General features: G+C 52.8%; 14 protein-coding genes. 5 read left to right on the plus strand and 9 right to left on the minus strand.

All coding sequences use genetic code 11. From position 1 onward, the window contains the following. Positions 1-66: 66 nt before the first annotated feature. On the minus strand, positions 67-1,101 hold the full coding sequence (locus GJ746_RS12505) for a LacI family DNA-binding transcriptional regulator (protein ID WP_154680491.1): 1,035 nt from the start codon (positions 1,099-1,101) through the stop codon (positions 67-69). A 169-nt stretch (positions 1,102-1,270) separates the two neighbouring features. Here GJ746_RS12505 and GJ746_RS12510 point away from each other — a divergent pair, with 169 nt between their 5' ends. The 3 genes from GJ746_RS12510 (at position 1,271) to GJ746_RS12520 (ending at position 3,638) form a co-directional block, all read left to right on the plus strand. Next, a complete protein-coding gene (locus GJ746_RS12510) occupies positions 1,271-2,413 on the plus strand; it encodes an alpha/beta fold hydrolase (protein WP_154680492.1) in 1,143 nt (380 codons plus the stop codon). A 221-nt stretch (positions 2,414-2,634) separates the two neighbouring features. Then, positions 2,635-3,072: a hypothetical protein gene (locus GJ746_RS12515; RefSeq protein WP_154682715.1), complete on the plus strand. Its 438-nt coding sequence runs from the start codon at positions 2,635-2,637 to the stop codon at positions 3,070-3,072. Between the two features lie 5 nt (positions 3,073-3,077). After that, positions 3,078-3,638, plus strand: coding sequence for an RNA polymerase sigma factor (locus GJ746_RS12520; protein ID WP_154682716.1), 561 nt, complete (start codon positions 3,078-3,080; stop codon positions 3,636-3,638). Positions 3,639-3,687: 49 nt separating this feature from the next. Here the strand turns inward: GJ746_RS12520 and GJ746_RS12525 are convergent, their stop codons facing one another. The 5 genes from GJ746_RS12525 to GJ746_RS12545 form a co-directional block, all read right to left on the minus strand. Next, on the minus strand, positions 3,688-4,305 hold the full coding sequence (locus tag GJ746_RS12525) for a TetR/AcrR family transcriptional regulator (RefSeq protein WP_154680493.1): 618 nt from the start codon (positions 4,303-4,305) through the stop codon (positions 3,688-3,690). A gap of 11 nt (positions 4,306-4,316) precedes the next feature. Continuing rightward, entirely contained in the window at positions 4,317-7,424 is a 3,108-nt protein-coding gene (locus tag GJ746_RS12530) for a multidrug efflux RND transporter permease subunit (RefSeq protein ID WP_154680494.1), read from the minus strand. Between the two features lie 16 nt (positions 7,425-7,440). After that, positions 7,441-7,863 carry a hypothetical protein gene (locus GJ746_RS12535; RefSeq protein WP_154680495.1) on the minus strand — a complete coding sequence of 141 codons (423 nt, stop codon included), beginning with the start codon at positions 7,861-7,863 and terminating at the stop codon, positions 7,441-7,443. Between the two features lie 123 nt (positions 7,864-7,986). Further along, positions 7,987-8,439, minus strand: a complete 453-nt coding sequence (locus tag GJ746_RS12540) for an ester cyclase (RefSeq protein ID WP_154680496.1) — start codon at positions 8,437-8,439, stop codon at positions 7,987-7,989. Positions 8,440-8,493: 54 nt separating this feature from the next. Then, positions 8,494-9,819, minus strand: a complete 1,326-nt coding sequence (locus tag GJ746_RS12545; protein WP_154680497.1) for a glycoside hydrolase family 10 protein — start codon at positions 9,817-9,819, stop codon at positions 8,494-8,496. 269 nt (positions 9,820-10,088) lie between these two features. Between GJ746_RS12545 and GJ746_RS12550 the strand changes: the two genes are divergently transcribed. Further along, positions 10,089-11,609 (plus strand): cyclic diguanylate phosphodiesterase, encoded by a 1,521-nt coding sequence (locus tag GJ746_RS12550; protein WP_154680498.1) that lies wholly within the window; start codon positions 10,089-10,091, stop codon positions 11,607-11,609. Between the two features lie 137 nt (positions 11,610-11,746). Further along, entirely contained in the window at positions 11,747-12,358 is a 612-nt protein-coding gene (nqrE, locus tag GJ746_RS12555; RefSeq protein WP_227852634.1) for an NADH:ubiquinone reductase (Na(+)-transporting) subunit E, read from the plus strand. A 101-nt stretch (positions 12,359-12,459) separates the two neighbouring features. Here nqrE and ivy read toward each other — a convergent pair whose 3' ends face one another. The 3 genes from ivy to GJ746_RS12570 all read right to left on the minus strand — a co-directional run bounded on the left by ivy (position 12,460) and on the right by GJ746_RS12570 (position 14,639). Then, positions 12,460-12,900: an Ivy family C-type lysozyme inhibitor gene (gene ivy / locus GJ746_RS12560; RefSeq protein WP_154680500.1), complete on the minus strand. Its 441-nt coding sequence runs from the start codon at positions 12,898-12,900 to the stop codon at positions 12,460-12,462. Between the two features lie 361 nt (positions 12,901-13,261). Then, the gene (locus tag GJ746_RS12565) at positions 13,262-13,423 is read right to left on the minus strand and encodes a YqaE/Pmp3 family membrane protein (RefSeq protein ID WP_154680501.1); all 162 of its coding nucleotides are present in this window, start codon (positions 13,421-13,423) and stop codon (positions 13,262-13,264) included. A gap of 331 nt (positions 13,424-13,754) precedes the next feature. Then, entirely contained in the window at positions 13,755-14,639 is an 885-nt protein-coding gene (locus GJ746_RS12570) for an SDR family oxidoreductase (RefSeq protein WP_154680502.1), read from the minus strand.

Raw genomic sequence — 14,639 nt, forward strand, 5'->3', positions numbered from 1 at the left:
ATGATGGTCTTTTATCAAATTAAGTCACCAGAAGGCGCGCGGCTGATTCACACGCGCCACCGGCGATCAGAGATTTTCTTTGGTGAGTAAATCAAACGGCTGCAGCGCGTTGATAAAGTTTGGCTGCGGTTGGCTGGCGGCCTGAACAAACGCGTGGATTGTCGCCGTGGCAAATTCGTCCAGCCGATGGGCAAGCATGAGATCGATAGTGCCGTCGATTAACGCCAGCTCGCCGTTATCTACCGGCCCATGACAAATCAGGGTGACCTGATACTGACGTTGATGCGCATGTAGCGCGGCGATAATCCCCTCCACGCCGCCGCAGGGTGCGTAAATAGCCTGCAGATCGGGATATTGGTACAGCATCTCTTCTGTCACCTGGCGGGCGATATCGGCGCGTTCGTGGCTGCGCACTGGCTCAAGCACCCGGTCGCCTTTCCCCTGTTCGCGTAAGTAGGAGCGAAAGCTTATCTCACAGCTCTCCTGGCAAATAAACCGGTTATCGCCAACGATAATGCCGATCTCCCCATCGCCGTGACATAGCCTGTCCACCGCCCATCCTGCGGTGCGGCCCGCTTTTTGGTTATCCAGCCCGATATAGCCGGTGCGTTGGGCAATACTCATATCCGAGAGCAGGGTGAAGACATGCACGCCTTTATCAATGGCCTGAACGACAGCGTGGCGAATAAGCGGATTGTCCAGCGCGACAATAGCAATAACGTCCACTTCTTCGCTGAGACGGGAAATGGCGGCGACCATGTCGTCGATGGCATTGATATCGTAATGCAGAAAAACCGGGGCCTGAGTCGGGCTGTGCCATGATAAGGCCGCTTTTTCAAGGGCCAGCGCCAGCTGATGATAAAACGAGTGCGACTGCTGCAGTAAAATAAACCCCATTCTGAGGGCTATCGCCGGCTGCCCGGCGGCCAGCCGATAGTGGGGCTGCTCGAGCGCAAAACCTAAACGGCGCGCTGACTCAAGTACCTTACGTTCGGTACTCTCTTTGACGGCAGTACGTTTGTTGAGCACTCTGTCGACCGTCGCGATACCCACTCTGGCCTCCCGGGCGATGTCGGCCATGGTCACTTTTTTTGCTGACATAGATGTCTTTCCTGAGATATGAATGATAAAAATCTATCATTATTTTTCCCGGTAAAAAGCGAACAAACCGAGGATTTATAAAAATCACTGGAAAGTCAGGCTTTATTGACCTGATATTCATGCTTAAGGGTCTACAATAAGTTCATCGCCAATTCTGGAACGGGATGTCATGACTTATTCACTCACTAAAAAATTACTTACTGCAACCTCGGCGCTACTGCTGCTCTCAATGAGCTCCGCTCCGGCAACTGCCGCAGCCGACACCGATAAGCTCGTTTCGCCGCTGAACGTCGAGAATGGTTTAAGCGAGGCGGCTAAGCAGTATCTGCTGCACTATCCTTCACGCAGCGGCGTTGATGGCAAAAGCGCGCGTGAAGATACCGCGGCGGTGTTTATTCCCTTTGGCGCAACGCCGGAAGGAGGATGGCCAGTGGTGGTATGGGCCCACGGTACGGTTGGCGTTGCCAATCACTGCGCGCCGTCGTTGAATCCGCGCAGCGATCGCGATAAGCAATATTTAAATACCTGGCTGTCGTTGGGTTATGCGGTAGTCGCACCGGATTACGCTGGATTAGGCTCTTCTGGCCTGCACCACTATCTTAATGCCCGCGGCGAAGCATGGAGCGTTCTCGATGGCGTACGCGCCGCCCTGAAGCAGTTTCCGCTTAAGAATGAACTTATTCTGGTAGGGCAGTCGCAGGGCGCCCATGCCGCGTTCGCTACCGCGGGATATCAGCCGGAATATGCGCCGGAGCTGAATATTCGCGCGACGGTCCTAACCGGCACGCCTTATTTTGAGAAAGGCACCACCGCCTCCGATATTCTCCCGCCGTCTGGCGGTAAAGTTCAGACCGGCGGCGATCCGAAAATACCGTATATTTTCTATATCTATCTCTCCGCCGCCGATAGCAATCCGCAGCTAAATCCGGGCGATTATTTCCAGGACAAAGCGCTGCCGCTGCTGAAAGAGGCGAACAATCTGTGCATTACGCCGCTGAACGATGAGGTGATGAAGGCCGGCCTGAATGCCGCTAATTCTCTCAAGCCTGGCGTGGATTCACTGCTGAACGCCAGCGTGGATACCATGCTTTACCCGACGCTGAAAGTCGATCATCCGGTATTTATCGGCATTGGCAGCGTGGATATCAACGTGCCAACATCGATGCAAAAACGCTTTGCTGATGCGGTGAAAAGTGCCGGAACTGATGCAGAAGTGCATATTTACGAAGGACTGGATCACAGCGGTACGGTTAATCCGTCATTACGCAACTCGGTGCCTTTCATGCTTAAGGCGCTTAACGACAAACAGTAACGCGATAAGCTGACGAGCCGCCCTGAACGCCGGGCGGTTCAATGCGGACTCAAGAATACAACCGCGGCAACACTCATCAACGTCATTGCTTTCAGAAATTTAACTGCGTTCACGCGTATCTCTTTTATCCAATCTTTTAAATTTTTCAGCAATATTTCGTCCGCTCATTCGTCTACCTCACCACAGGCTTATATTCACAAACATAATGAGGTAAACAGATGATGAGAGATTTCGACAGGCACGACCGCCAACACCAGCATCAACACCATGACCGATTTGGCCGCCACAGAATGGCAAAACCGCTGATTATCGGCGTAGTGCTCATCGCCATTCTCGGACTTGTGGTGATGTCGCTGTGGAATGCGCTGCTGCCGGCCATTCTTGGGGTAAAGAGCATCGGTTTCTGGCAGGCGTTAGGTCTCCTGGCGCTATCGCGGATCCTGTTCGGCGGTCTCGGTTTTCGACCGGGAATGTTTGGTATCGGGCACGGGCGACGTCGGATGCATGAACGCTGGATGAACATGAGCCCCGAGCAGCGCGATGAATTCGTTCAGCGCTTTGGTCACCGCTGGAACCGCGACCACTGTGGCTGGCGCGAACGGCGCAAAGAAAATGCGCCGCAGCAAGAGAGTCCGGTTAAACACGCGGATCCCGAGTGAGCGCGATGAAAAATGGGGTCGTGGCGGACTCACGGCTTATTTCCGCCATCAATGCCTGCCGGTCACGGTTGAAAGCCTTTATTCGCGGACGAACCCCGCTGCACGATGAAGCCGACGATATCCTGCAGGAAGTGACTTATCAGCTTATCCGCGTCGAGCAGCCGGTGGAGAATATCGCCGCCTGGTTGTTCCGGGCGGCGCGAAATGAAATGACCGATCGGGCGAGAAAAAAGCGCGAGCTGCCGCTGGCGCAAGGCTTCCAGGATGAGGAGGAGGGCGAATTTCCCGAAGATGAGCTGGCCGAGACGCTGTTTGGCGTCCCACAAACGCCGGAGGATGAGTACCTTAAAGCGCTACTGTGGGAGGAGTTGAATCAGGCGCTCTCAGAACTACCTCCCGCCCAGCGCGAGGTGTTTGAGAAAACAGAGCTGCAGGGCTACAGCTATCGGGAACTGGCCGAAGAGTCCGGCGCGAGCGAGCAGGCATTGCTTTCGCGTAAGCACAAGGCGGTTCTCTATCTGCGCACTCGTCTGCGCTGCCTGTACGATGAGCTCCTCGCCGGTTAGGCGTGCATCCGGCCCTTTCACAGAGGGCCGGATTGTTAACGGTGAAGCATTATGGATTGTAGTCCCATGCTTTGAGAAACAGCGCAATCGCGCAGTCGGCAAGCTGCTCGAGCTTTTTAGGATCTATCGCTTTTTGTGCAATGAGCGCTCCCGGCAACGGGTAGCCCATAATTGCGCCGAGAAACGCCGTCGCCTGAAGTTCCGGGTTGTCGAGGGTCAGCAGACCCTCATCTCGTTTCTGCGCAAGGATCTCACTGAGCGCCTGCAGTACGCGGCCAGAGGGTCGTTGCTCAAGCGTGACGTAAAGCTCGGGTTTCTGCACCAGCACCTGGATAAGCAGGCGCTGAAAATGGATATTCTCCGGGGCATAGAAGTGCTGTTGCACAACGTTAGCAAACCCGTGCAGCAGCGCGGGAAGATCCTGCTGGCGCTCCTGCAAAAGCTGGCGCAGGGGCGGCTGCATTTTGTCATTCAGAAACGCAAACGTCTCCAGCAGCAGCGCATCTTTACCGCCGGGAAAATGGCTGTACAGCGTCGGCCGCGTGGTGCCCGCTTCGGCGGCAATGGTATCCAGAGACACGTCCAGCCCGTGCTGGAGAAACAGCTCACGGGCAGTTTGTAAAATGCGGGGGCGGGCTTTCATCGGCCGCCCGCGTTGATTGGCCATCAATTGATTCCTTACTGTTTGCGACTTTTCAGCCGCATGATTCCTTGCTGCACCAGCAGGAAAAATAGTGGAACGAAAAGCAACGTCAGCAGCGTCCCTGTGAGCATACCGCCAATGACCGCCGTCCCAATCTCTTGTTGGCTGGCAGCACCGGCTCCGCTAGAGAGTACCAGAGGGATCACGCCGACAACAAATGCGAGTGAGGTCATAATGATAGGACGCAAACGCAGGCGTGCGCCTTCGAGGGCGGCCTCCGACAGGCTTTTCCCTTGCTGGAACTGCGCCAGCCCGAACTCAACGATTAAGATCGCATTTTTGGCCGAGAGGCCCATTGTCGTCAGCATCCCTACCTGGAAGTAAATGTCATTTTCATAACCGGCAAACAATGAAGCGCTGATGGCGCCAATAATGCCCAACGGGATAATCAGCATTACGGCAATGGGAACCGACCAGCTCTCATATAAGGCGGCCAGGCATAAAAACATAAAGGCCAGCGATGCCAGGTAGACCCACAGCGTTTGCACCGAAGATGACTGCTCCTGCCAGGACAAACCGCTCCATTGCAGATCAAAGCCGTTCAGCGAGCTGACCAGGTCGGACATCTCAGCCATCGCCGTACCGGAGCTGACGCCGGGCGCCGCGCCTCCCTGAAACTGCACGGCCGACAAACCGTTAAACCGCTGAAGCATTTGCGGCCCGGTGGTCCAGCGAAACGTCGAGAAGCTGTCGAAGGAAGCCATGTTGTCGCTGCTGCCGCGGACAAACCAGGCGGATAAATTTTCCGGCGTCGAACGCCAGGCTGCGTCTCCTTGCATATACACGCGTTTCACCCGCCCACGGTCGATAAAGTCGTTAATATATACGCCCCCCCAGGCCGCCGAGAGCGTATTGTTGATATCGGCCTGATCCAGGCCCTGAGCCTGCGCTTTTTGTCTGTCGACATCGACCTGGAGCTGCGCCTTTTCTTCCAGACTATTGATTCGTACCGCGTCCAGAGCGGGATTTTCTCTGGCGGCATTGAGCAGGGTGGTTTGCGCCTGCATAAGCGCCGCGCTGCCGTTTTCCGCGCTGTCCTGCAGCCATAGCTCAAAACCGCTGGATTGCCCAAGCCCGCGCACGGTCGGGGGCGACATCACGCTGATGTTGGCCTGCCGGGCATTTTTATTAAAGTACTGGTTCGCGCGGGAAATAATCGCCTGGGCGCTGTTTTTCTCCCCAGGACGCAGGTCCCAGTGCTTTAACTCAGCGAATGCCATGCCGACGTTCTGCCCGCTGCCGGCATTGTTTCTCCCTGTGACCATAAAAATAACGTTGAGGTTATCTTCCTCCTCGGTCATAAAATAGCGGGCAATATCAGCGCCAACCTCCTCGGTCATTGACATCGGCGAGCCAGACGGCAGCGTGTACTGAACCATGACCGCCCCCTGATCCTCCTCGGGCAGAAATCCGCTAGCGAGCTTCTGATATTGCCAGAGCATCAAAAAGGTCAGGATCAGGGCCAGGCAAACAAAACGGAACGGACGGGCGGTTATTCGTTGGAGCGTGGCCAGGTAGCGGTTCTGACTTATCGTCACGCCGCGATTGAAAAGGGTGAAAAAACGCCCTTTTTTCATGTGTCCTGGCTTGAGCAGATGGGCGCACAGCGTTGGCGTCAGCGTCAGGGCGACCAGCGCGGACAGCGCCATGGCTGAGACAATAGTCACGGTAAACTGGCGATAGATAATCCCGACCGAGCCGCCAAAGAACACCATCGGAATAAAAACGGCGGAGAGAACCAGCGCAATACCGATTAGTGCCCCGGTTATCTCATTCATCGATCGTAGCGTGGCCTCCAGCGGGGTGAGGTCTTCCTCTGCCATCAAACGCTCAACGTTTTCCACCACCACGATAGCGTCATCAACCAGCAGGCCGATTGCCAGCACCATCGCAAACAGGGTGAGGGTATTAATGCTGTAACCGAGCAGGCTGAGAATACCGAAAGTCCCCAGCAGAACGACCGGTACCGTAAGGGTCGGGATAAGCGTCGCCCGCCAGCTCTGAAGAAAAAGATACATGACGGCCACGACAAAGAGGATCGCTTCAATCAGCGTATGCACCACGCTTTCGATCGATACCGTCACAAACGGTGTGCTGTCGCGCGGGTAGGCAGCGACCACGCCTTGTGGAAAGCGGGAAGAGAGGCGTTCGACTTCGGCCCGAACTTTTTCCGCGGTTTCCAGCGCGTTGGCTCCCGAGGCCAGTTGAATCGAGATCCCGGCGGAGGGGTAACCATTGAGCGTAGTTTGGTTTTGATAGTTTTCCGCGCCGATCTCGACACGGGCTACGTCGCGCAGGTACACCACCGAGCCATCGCTATTCGTGCGCAGAATAATATTCTCAAACTGCTCCGGACGCTCAAGTCGGGACTGCGTCGTCACCGTGGCGTTCAGATACTGTCCCTCAAGCGTCGGCAGCGAGCCAATTTCACCGCTGGTTACCTGCGAATTCTGCGCTTCAATGGCGGCCTGTACGTCCGAGGGCATCAGACCATAGCTGGTAAGCTGGAGCGGATTAAGCCAGATGCGCATGGCGTACTGCGCGCCAAAAACGGTGGTTTCACCCACGCCTTCAACCCGGCTCAACGGCTCCTGCAGGGAACTGACGAGAAAATCGCTGATATCAAGGCTGGTTAATTGCTCGCTTTGGTCATACAGGGCAACCACCATCAGGCTGTCGCCCTGGGATTTGGTAACGGTAATGCCTTGCTGCTGTACCTCCTGCGGTAAGCGGGTAATCGCCTGGTTTACCGCATTTTGTACCTGTACCTGCGCCATATCAGGGTTAACGCCCTGATCGAAGCTAAGGCTAATCCGCGCCTGGCCAGCCGAACTGCTGCTTGAGGAGAAATAGATCAGCCCGTCGATGCCTTTAATCTGCTGCTCCAGCACCTGGGTAACGCTATCCTCGACGGTTTCCGCTGAAGCGCCGGTATAGTTCGCCGTGACGTTGACGGCAGGAGGAGCGATATCCGGATACTGTTCCACCGGCAAGGTCAGCAGGGCGAGAGCGCCGGCCGCCATAATGCAGATGGCGATGACGGCGGCAAAAACGGGGCGAAAGACAAAAAAGCGGGCCAGCATTGTTATTCACCTTCGGTCAGTTAAGGGATTCTTGCAGAGCAAACACGGCAGGTGGTTCGCTGAGCTCGTCGTACGCAGGGAGAGGAGTAAAGGGCAATACCTGTCTTGCCGCATCGGGAAGGTTGCTCGTAAACAATTTGCGAATTGCTGAACATGACGATGCGCGCTGGTATTCACTCCACAGATAGTCATAGGTCTGAATACTGAAAATATTTTGCTGCAGTAAAAAGTGCAGTTCGCGCTGCCGCCGTTGTGCAGGCTGGCTCGTGAGAAGGGCGTGACAGAGCCGGGAATTATCCGCCTCTGAGGTGTGTGAACAGACGTTCTGGACACTATCATCTTGCAGGATGAATTTCGGCAACGAAGCGTTCGCACCGCAGGTGAAAAACGATAATCCAATGAAATAAAGAAGCTTTCCCCAGTTTCCTTCGTTGAACATCAGTCTGATCTCGTCTGTTTGTTTACTTTACAGTAAAGTAAATAAAATGTTTAAACAAGCGATCATCTGTACGAATGAAAAAAGGGAAAGCGAGAGTGTTAGCAGAAGGCTCCTGGCCGGGTTTTAGAACATGCCGTTGCCGCTGGCGGTTTTTTGCGGAACGTTTTGGGTAACATCCCAGTGTTCAACGATTTTGTGCTGTTCGTTGAGGCGGAAGATATCCACGATAGCTCGCGTAACGCCCGGCTCACGACCGGTCACCTCAACGTGCAGGATCACGTTATCTCCGTCGACAAACGCCTGCTTAATTTCGCTGTGCGAGTCGGGATATTTACTCTTCAGAAAAGCGATAAACTGTTGGAAGCCTTCCACGCCGTCTTTTGCCATCGGGTTATGCTGAATATAGTGATCCCCGAGATAGGGCCTGGCGGCAGAGAAGTCTTTGTCGTTTAAGGCTTTATTATAAAAATCAATAACATTCTTTTTATTCAACTGTTCGCTTTCGCTATTGCCCGCAAAAACGGCGGGCGTCAGAGCGCAAAACAGTGAAAAGGCGACGATCGATTTTTTCAGCATACATCCTCCAGCGATGGTTTTAGTGTCAGGCACGAGGCCTGTCAGGTGAATGAATCAACCTCCCCAGCGGCTTTTCAGATAGTTAACGGCCTGCTGGGTTTGCGGCTGATTGAGGTAATTCTCTCTGAACAAAATGGTGCCCTGAATCTGCGGCATCGACTCGTTCAGATCAAGCTGCTTTTTCAATTCTGGCACGCCGCCGTTGCGCGTCCAGTCGGGCTCGTTCTTCGACGGTTCACCGACTTTGTACAGCGCTACGCCGATGTACAGGCGAGTATTGGTAGGTTTCACCACCTCAGCCCACCACTTCGCCAGCACATCGTAGCGGGCCGCGTCGCGGGCAAAGGGCCAGTAAATTTGCGGCGCGATATAGTCCAGCCACCCTTGCTGCACCCAGAGACGGGTGTCAGCGTAGGACTCATCATAGGCTGCCGCGCCGCGGGTATCGGAACCCGCCGGATCGTGGGAGCGGTTACGCCAGACGCCTGCCGGGCTGACGCCGAATTCGACATCGGGATTAAGCTGCTTAATAGTGCGGGAAACCTGTTCAATCAACAGTTGGGTATTGTGCCGACGCCAGTCCGCTTTCGCGGCAAAACCCTGGCCGTACTGCTGGAACGTCCGGTTATCGTTAAGTGCCGATCCAGGCGACTCAGTGTAAAAATAATCGTCAAACTGGACGCCGTCGATGGGATAACGCTCCACCACTTCCGCCACGATGCTGGTTATCCAGTCGCGCGCTTCAGGAATCCCCGGGTCGAGAACAAAGCGCTCGCCGGAGGTGCGGATCCACTCAGGATGCAGGACGTAAACGCTGGCTGGAACCTGCGACAGCGTACTGTTAAGCTCGGCGACGGTTTTTGCTCGGGTGTTGACCGAAACGCGATAGGGGTTAAACCAGGCATGAACGCGCATCCCGCGCTTATGGGCCTCATCAAGCATGAATTTGAGCGGGTCGTAGCCCGGATCCTCGCCGATTTTTCCGGTCAGCATATCGGACCATGGCAGGATCTTTGACGGCCACAGGGCGGTACCGTCTGGCTTTACCTGGAAGAATACGGTGTTAATACCGAGGCTTTTTAAATTATCCAGCTTAGCGATTAGCGCCTGCTGCTGGAGAGCGATGCGACGATCGGCCGTGATGCTGCCGTTGACCGACTCCAGCGGCGGCCAGTCGAGACGGGAAACGGTGGTCAGCCAGACCCCGCGCACCGGTTCGTGGCTTTTGGGTAGGGTTGGTTGTTTGGTTGCCGGCGGCGTTGGGGTGACAAGCGAAACGGGCGGTTTGCTGCCGCAGTGGGCCAGCAGCAGCGCAGCAGTTATTGGTACGGCGGATATTTTTATTTTATTCAGGATAGTGTTACGCGAGCGGATCGTCATATTTGCCAGCTTTTCTGGTCATCGCACAGGAGAGTCATTTTCGTATCATTCGGCTTTAAGTCAATAGTTTAGCGGCAGACATAACGGCCAGATCATTTCTGCCCGCAGCAGATTAAGCATCTTCTCGCGTCACGCAACGGTTTGCCATGATATATCATTGATATGCATTAAAACTTGATCGGTTCAGGGCGATTTTAAACAGGATTTGTTAAAATTTGGCCAAACAATTGACCGTCGCCCCCTATGGCGAGCGGAACTGGATTAGCACAATGAACTACTCATCATTACGCCATCGTTTGTGGATACTCTTGTTTCTGATTACGGTAATGAGTCTGGGAACGGGGCTTTGCTACTGGCAAATGCAAAAAAAAGTCGACCGGGATATCCATTCACGGCTTCAACAGGCGATTTCGAGCCTTGACGTTACCGTTTCACATGCAGAGCAGGCCGCCGATCAGGCTGAACATTTTTTTGGCGCAAAGTGTAGTGAGAATGTCCTGACGGAGCTGCGAACGCTGGTTGCCACCATTCCGGATGTGCGCACGGTAAATTTAGGGCACCATGATGAAATTTACTGCACCTCAGTTTTCGGCGGTCGCACGTTTCAGTTCGATCACACGCAATATACGCAAGGAGCGCTACGCCTGCTCAGCGGCAGCGAAATTACGCCGTCCAAGCCCTTAATGGTTTACTCTGAACAAGATGAACAGGGAAATACTATTCTGGTTGGCGTTGATGGTTATTATTTATACAACATTTTGAATGTCCTTGATGGCGATGCGCATCTGTATCTTAAGGTCGAAGACAGGGTGATGACCCGCAAGGGGAAAGTAACGACGACGCCGGATATCAAAGTTCCCGTACGCCTTGCCTCAGAGCAGTTTAACTATTCAGTTATTGCCGATCGTCACTATGCGAGCGGTATTGGTGCGTTTATACACCATGAACAATATACGCTTATCGCGATTATTCTGGCCTCGCTGCTGCTGACTTTCTTATTCAGAAACTACCTGCGCTACCGTAATACCATTGAGTATCAGCTCAGACAGGCTATCGAGCTTAAACAGCTCAAACCCTACATCCAGCCTATTATCAGCAATGAAACCAACTCGGTTGTCGGCGGCGAGGTGCTGGTGCGCTGGGAGCATCCCAAACAGGGGTTTATTGCGCCGGATAAATTTATCTCCGTGGCGGAGCAGACGGGTTTGATAAAAGATATAACCGCGATTTGCTTTGCCGAAGTGAGTCGTCAGCTCCGTCGTCAACAATCGCTCATCCCGAAGGGATTGTTTATCTGCTTTAATACCAGTTCGGTCAACTTTCAGGACAACGAAATTGTTACGCTATGCCAGACGTTTATTCAGCAGATGAAAGAGTCGCAAGTGCGCCTGGTACTGGAGATCACCGAGCGAGAGTCGATCGATAATACCCTGCAAACGTCAGAGGTTACGGACAAACTCAGAAGCATCGGAGTACAGTTTTCGCTAGATGATTTTGGTACCGGTCACGCTAATTACAGCTACATCCAGCAGTTTAATCCGGAGATCATCAAAATCGATAAAGTGTTTACCTTCAACATTGTCACCAATACTGCTTCTGCGCTGGTGGTTAAGAATATGGTCAATCTGGCGAAGAAATTTAATTGCCAGGTTATTGCTGAAGGCGTCGAGGAGAAGGAGCAGCTCGAGATGCTCAAAAATATGGGGATCGCTATCTACCAGGGCTACTATTTCTCGAAACCGGTACCGGTTAATGATTACATCACAATGCTTTCTCGCACGTTTCGCTAGACAAGAAGGGGGGCTAAAGGCTTCAGCCCTGCCGTAGCAAAAAACAGGAAATTAAAAGGTGATCGACTCGGCAAAACCGAGTCGTAATTTCCTGTTTCCGCTAAAAATTTGGCATCATTGAGAAATAACTCAACAACATGGAGGTTGTCTTGTTCGAATCTCACCTGAATATTTTTATCCGCGCGGTGTTTGTTGAGAACATGGCGCTCAATTTTTTCCTCGGGATGTGTACTTTCCTCGCTATCTCCAAAAAAATCGACGTAGCTTTTCGCCTGGGTGTGACGGTAACAGCTCTGCTGGCGATCGCGACTCCGATCAACAACCTGATTTACCACCATCTTCTGAAAGAGAATGCCCTGATTGAAGGAGTCGATCTGAGTTTCCTTGATTTCATCACCTTTATCGGCGTTCTTGCGGCGCTGGTACAAATCCTTGAGATGGTAATCGACAAATATTTCCATGCCTTAAACCATGCTTTAGGGCCGTTTTTACCGCTATTAACCATCCACTGCGCCATCTTCGGCGCAACCATTTTTATGGTGCAGCGCGAATACAGCTTCCTGGAATCTCTGACCTATGGCACCGGCTGCGGAATTGGCTGGATGCTGGCGATTGTGGCGCTGGCCGGCATTCGCGAAAAGCTGAAGTATGCCAACATGCCGAAAGGATTACGCGGGTTGGGCAGCGTGTTCATTACCGCCGGATTAATGTCGCTGGGTTTTATGTCATTTGCCGGCATCTCGCTGTAGGAAGGTGCGTTCCGGAGAGTCGGCGGGCAAGGTGAATAGGGTTTTGCTAATATTCTGCCGTCCACACCTCGAGTATGAACGGCAGATGTGCTCAATACCGGCTACTGGTAGTTAAAAGCATCGGGATGGTTTTCCAGACTCCCGCTCAGGGCGGCAAAGAGGACGGTTTTACCATCAATGGATAACTCATCGCTAACGTTAAGCCAGGTCAGTTTTTCCTGCGACGTCTTTTCATCTACGGTGGAGAAAAGACCGGTCATCTGTCGGGATTTTTCCGACCAGAGCACGGCAAAGCGTTCCGCCCCGCAGTCGTGGGGTTTACAGGCGCTCAGTACCTGATAAGTCTCACTGCCGAGCTTAACCGTTCGGGCAGGAGTGGTTGTGCCGCCTGACTTTATCCACGCGGGCAGATTATGCCCTTTTAACATCTGACTAAAGGCAGCCGGTTCCTTTTTCGCCAGATTATTCAGCGTAATTTCGTCTTGCGCCATAGCGCTGGTTGATACGGCCAGAAAGGCGACCGCGGTTAACATTTTCAGCATTTCATTACTCCTGTGGAATGACTTGTTCCGTTTAACGCCTTTTAATAATGGCTTCGGTTGTCAGTGAATGCAAATTATCGGGGAAAATCTCGCTATCCCCGCGATTAAATAACCAGCAACATGAGTTTTGTAAGAAATAATGACCCGTCTGTGGGAGGCGTTGCTTTGAACGCATATAAAACCGCAGGTTATTATTTTAGTGGAATCTTCTGGCGAGGTTCTTCAAATTGAACGGCGGTCAAATATCGTTAATGATACCGGCCTGACCGGTGGGCATCGTTTTCTGTACTGCTTGTCGGGGATGATGACATCCCCAACAAATCATCCGATCTAAAGTGGATAAAAATGTAATAGTCTGTAATTAATTACTTCTGGTTTGAACCCAGAACGCATGAATAAGACCTGGGATATAACCAAGGATGGTCAAGATAATATTAAGAATAAACGCCCAGCCAAAGCCTTTGCCGAGCAGAACGCCGAGCGGGGGTAGAATAATCGTTAAGACAATTCGCCAAAAACCCATAATATCTCCCTGTGTGTTTAGTTATCTTGTCATTATTTTAGCCGCTGCGTTTGTTTTTGCAAATTTTAGCCTTGCGATATTGTCTTGTTGGATAAAACCGGATGGTTACTAAATATCCAATAAGCTTAAAAAATAAATAGTTCTGAGAGAATAAATGAGATTATTCTAATTTCGAGCGTATTTATGAGCGTGAATATTACGAAGAGTTGAGCTTTTAAAACATGTAAAGTGACATGATAAGAGTGACTTCTACGCTTACATCTATGAAGGGTCATCGGAATCGCTGCAACGCGCTGATTAAGTCAGAACGCTACAGCGACAGTTTGTTGCTTTAAGCTACGCCAGTGCCGCCATCCGAGCACCAGACCTGACCAGAAGCATAGGAACAGGCGTCTGAGGCGAGGAGAACATAAAGCGGCGCAATCTCTACCGGCTGGCCCGGTCTGCCGAGCGGAGTATCCTCACCGAATTTCTTCACTTTCTCCTGCGGCTGTCCGCCGCTTGACTGCAGCGGTGTCCAGTATGGTCCGGGCGCGACGGCGTTAACCCGAATACCGCGGGGGCCAAGCTGCTGGGCCAGGGATTTGGTAAACGCCACGTTGCAGGCTTTGGTCTGGGCGTAATCCAGCAGGATCTCGCTCGGTTTAAAGGCCTGAACGGAAGAGGTATTGATGATAACCGCGCCCTCAGACAGGTGCCGAAGCGCAGCTTTGGTTATCCAGAATGGAGCATAGACGTTGGTTTTAAACGTGGCGTCGAACGCTGCGGTACTTAACTCTTCGATGGATTCGCAATACTGCTGTCTGCCGGCATTGTTCACCAGAATATCCAGACCGCCAAGCTCTGCGACCGCTTTTTCCACCAGGGTGTCGCAAAATGATTCAATCCGAATATCACCGGGAATGGCGACGGCTTTTCTTCCTTCAGCCCGGATCAGAGCCATCACCGCAGCCGCATCGGACTCTTCCTCCGGCAGGTAGCCGATAGCGACATCCGCGCCTTCACGCGCATAGGCAATAGCGACAGCCCGACCAATACCAGAATCACCGCCGGTAATAAGCGCTTTTTTTCCCGCAAGCTTCCCCGAGCCGATATAGCTGGTCTCACCATGGTCGGGGAGAGGCTTCATTTCTGATGCCAGCCCTGGGGGCTGCTGTGGCTGCTCGATAAACGGCGGAAGAGGATAATGTAGCGTTGAATTATTTCCTGTTGTCAT

It is taken from the genome of Klebsiella oxytoca (assembly GCF_009707385.1).
GTDB classification, from domain to species: domain Bacteria; phylum Pseudomonadota; class Gammaproteobacteria; order Enterobacterales; family Enterobacteriaceae; genus Klebsiella; species Klebsiella oxytoca_C.

Bases quoted from the DNA above. Each gene is read 5' to 3' on its own strand.
- GJ746_RS12530 (WP_154680494.1), bottom strand. From the start codon at position 7,424: ATGCTGGCCCGCTTTTTTGTCTTTCGCCCCGTTTTTGCCGCCGTCATC.
- GJ746_RS12505 (WP_154680491.1), bottom strand. From the start codon at position 1,101: ATGTCAGCAAAAAAAGTGACCATGGCCGACATCGCCCGGGAGGCCAGA.
- GJ746_RS12535 (WP_154680495.1), bottom strand. From the start codon at position 7,863: ATGTTCAACGAAGGAAACTGGGGAAAGCTTCTTTATTTCATTGGATTA.
- nqrE (WP_227852634.1), top strand. From the start codon at position 11,747: ATGGAGGTTGTCTTGTTCGAATCTCACCTGAATATTTTTATCCGCGCG.
- ivy (WP_154680500.1), bottom strand. From the start codon at position 12,900: ATGCTGAAAATGTTAACCGCGGTCGCCTTTCTGGCCGTATCAACCAGC.
- GJ746_RS12565 (WP_154680501.1), bottom strand. From the start codon at position 13,423: ATGGGTTTTTGGCGAATTGTCTTAACGATTATTCTACCCCCGCTCGGC.
- GJ746_RS12515 (WP_154682715.1), top strand. From the start codon at position 2,635: ATGAGAGATTTCGACAGGCACGACCGCCAACACCAGCATCAACACCAT.
- GJ746_RS12545 (WP_154680497.1), bottom strand. From the start codon at position 9,819: ATGACGATCCGCTCGCGTAACACTATCCTGAATAAAATAAAAATATCC.
- GJ746_RS12510 (WP_154680492.1), top strand. From the start codon at position 1,271: ATGACTTATTCACTCACTAAAAAATTACTTACTGCAACCTCGGCGCTA.
- GJ746_RS12570 (WP_154680502.1), bottom strand. From the start codon at position 14,639: ATGACAACAGGAAATAATTCAACGCTACATTATCCTCTTCCGCCGTTT.
- GJ746_RS12525 (WP_154680493.1), bottom strand. From the start codon at position 4,305: ATGGCCAATCAACGCGGGCGGCCGATGAAAGCCCGCCCCCGCATTTTA.
- GJ746_RS12520 (WP_154682716.1), top strand. From the start codon at position 3,078: ATGAAAAATGGGGTCGTGGCGGACTCACGGCTTATTTCCGCCATCAAT.
- GJ746_RS12540 (WP_154680496.1), bottom strand. From the start codon at position 8,439: ATGCTGAAAAAATCGATCGTCGCCTTTTCACTGTTTTGCGCTCTGACG.
- GJ746_RS12550 (WP_154680498.1), top strand. From the start codon at position 10,089: ATGAACTACTCATCATTACGCCATCGTTTGTGGATACTCTTGTTTCTG.